2 protein-coding genes are annotated in these 2,639 nt (G+C 63.9%); both read right to left on the bottom strand.

The genetic code is table 11. The features are described from left to right. Window positions 1-49 precede the first annotated feature (49 nt). Window positions 50-943, bottom strand: coding sequence for an IS21-like element helper ATPase IstB (gene istB, locus BKM74_RS18320; RefSeq protein ID WP_086467128.1), 894 nt, complete (start codon window positions 941-943; stop codon window positions 50-52). After that, the gene (gene istA / locus BKM74_RS18315) at window positions 940-2,457 is read right to left on the bottom strand and encodes an IS21 family transposase (protein WP_086467127.1); all 1,518 of its coding nucleotides are present in this window, start codon (window positions 2,455-2,457) and stop codon (window positions 940-942) included. The genes istB and istA overlap by 4 nt, the downstream gene beginning before the upstream one ends. Between the last annotated feature and the right edge of the window lie 182 nt (window positions 2,458-2,639).

Raw genomic sequence — 2,639 nt, 5'->3', positions numbered from 1 at the left:
TATAGCGCGACAATCTGGGTGAGATGCTGGCGACAATCAGGATGAGATTCTATGTCGCGGCATCGGTGACGATATCACCGTGTTTGTCACCGGCAAGGTTTTCTTCAGCCGGTGTTTGTCGCTCCGCGTCAATCAGAGGTGTGTTCTTGATTGTCGCGTATGCGGCGGGCCTGCCCCTCTTGCGTTTGGCCTCGAGCGCGGATCGCCGCCTGTAGCTCTCGACATTCATCTCGAAGATGGTGGCATGGTGAACGAGCCTGTCGACGGCGGCGAGCGTCATGGCGGGGTCGGGAAAGACCCTGTTCCATTCGCCGAAGGGCTGATTGGCGGTGATCATGACGGAACGCCGCTCATATCGCGCCGAGATGAGTTCGAACAGGACACTGGTCTCGGCCTGATCCTTGGTGACATAGGCGAGATCATCGAGGATCAGCAGATCGAACTTGTCGAGCCTGGCGATGGCGGCCTCGAGCTGCAATTCGTGGCGGGCGACCTGCAGTCTCTGAACCAGGTCGGTGGTTCTGGTGAACATGACCCGCCAGCCGTTCTCGATCAGCGCCAGGCCGATGGCGGCGGCGAGATGGCTCTTTCCGCCGCCGGGCGGGCCGAACATGAGAACATTTGCCCCCTTGGCCAGCCAGCTGTCTCCTGCGGCCATGGCCATGACCTGTGCTTTCGAGATCATGGGAACAGCGTCGAAGTCGAAGCTGTCCATCGTCTTGCCGGACGGCAGGTGCGCTTCGGCGAGATGACGGGCGACCCTGCGGTGAGCGCGTTCGGCCAGTTCATGTTCGGCGATGGCAGCCAGGAAGCGGGCGGCCGGCCAGCCTTCCTTGTCGGCCTGCTCGGCGAAGCGGGGCCAGAGGGTCTTGATGGTGGGCAGCCGCAGGTCGTTCAGCATGATACCGAGGCGGGCCTCGTCAACGGTGTGGGAGGTCTTCATCCGCGTTCTCCCGCTCTTTGCGTCGATCCGACGAGGGCTTCATAGCTGTCCAGGGAAACGGACCGCACCGTGACGGTCGGCAAGCTGGCGGGGTCCGGGGCGAACCTGCTTCGCAGGGCGGCCAGATCAGGCAGATCGCCGGCCTTGAGGATCCTGGCCAGTTCCCCTGCGAGGGCCGCTTCGCAATTGCGGTCATGGGCAAGGCCGAGCAGTTCGACCGTGGCCTTGCAGGCCTGCCGTTCAGGCAACCGGGCGGCAAGCGCCTCGAAGGCCCGCCGATACTCTGCCCGCGGGAAGAGCTTGTCGCGATAGACAAGATGCAAAAGAGCCATGGGCTTTCTGCGCAGCGAATGGATGACATGGTGATAGTTCACCACCTGGTCGTGTTTGCCATTTGCCCCGGCGCGGCCCCTTGGCAGCGTCAGCAGGTGGGTGCCGCCGATGAAGAGCTCCAGCCGGTCGTCGAACAGGCGCACGCGCAGCCTGTGGCCGATCAGGCGGGAGGGCACGGTGTAGAAGACCTTGCGCAAGGTGAAGCCGCCGGTGCTGGAGACGGTGACGATCACCTCCTCGAAATCCGTGCTGCGCCGTTCGGGCAGATCCTGAAGATGCGGACGCTCGACCGCGATCCCCTTGCCATGAGCGGCGTTCCGCCGGCCGACGATCTCGTCGATGAACGCACGGTAGGCCCTGAGGTCTTCGAAGTCGGGACTGCCTCGCATCAGCAACGCATCGCGGATCGCCCCTTTGAGGTGGCCGTGCGCGCTTTCGATCGAGCCGTTCTCGTGCGCCACGCCCTTGTTGTTGCGCGTTGGCGTCATGCGGTAATGGGCACAGAGAGCCTCGTAGCGTGCGGTGAGATCCGACCGGGCTTGCGCATCAAGGTTGCGGAAGGCGGCCGAGAGGCTGTCGCTGCGATGATAAAGCGGGACGCCGCCTGCCGACCAGAGCGCATTCTGAAGCCCCTCGGCCAGGGCGACGAAACTCTCGCCACCGAGAATGACATGGGCATGTCCGAAGCCCGACCATGGCAAACGGAAGTGATAGAGCAAATGCTCCAGGGGCTGACCTGCGAGCGTCACGCCGAGGGACCCCATGTCGGTGAAATCCGACAGTCCGAGCCGGCCCGGCTCGTGAACCTGCCGGAAGATCACCTCCCTGTCTTCCCCGTGGATCGCCCGCCAGGCGCGGATCCGCCGCTCCAGTGTCCGGCGAATACCCGGCTGCAGGTCGGGATGGCGGCGCAGCATCTCCTCGTAGATGGCCACCGGGCGAAGCCCGGGCGCGGCCCGCAACATAGGCACGACTTCCGCGTCGAATATGAACTCCAGCGGATCGGGACGCCGCCGCCCTTTGGCCGGCGTCTTCTGCGACGGGAGCCGGGGATCCTGCACGATCCGATAGGCGGTTGCCCGGCTCATTCCCGCCTTCGCGGCGGCGGTCTCGATGGGGTGATCTTGTCTCAGCTTCATGAAAAGTCTCATCTGATGATCGGTTACATGGCGCCCCGGCACAAAGGTGGTTCCCCATTCCAGAAAACCACCAGCGTATCGGGCCGGTCGCGATCACAGACCCCAAAATCGGGCGCAGCGGCGGGTGTATGCCTCCGGTCGGGCTACGCCCTCCCTGCGACACACACCCGCCGAAACGTCTCATCCTGATTGTCGCTGAGTCTCATCCTGTTTGTCGCTGCGCA

This window comes from Oceanibaculum nanhaiense (assembly GCF_002148795.1).
GTDB classification, from domain to species: domain Bacteria; phylum Pseudomonadota; class Alphaproteobacteria; order Oceanibaculales; family Oceanibaculaceae; genus Oceanibaculum; species Oceanibaculum nanhaiense.
Note: the sequence above shows the minus strand (reverse complement) of the source record. Positions and strands in the feature narration are given on the sequence as shown.

What these genes read in the sequence shown, in the direction of transcription:
- istB (WP_086467128.1), bottom strand. Translation starts at nt 943, where the DNA reads ATGAAGACCTCCCACACCGTTGACGAGGCCCGCCTCGGTATCATGCTG.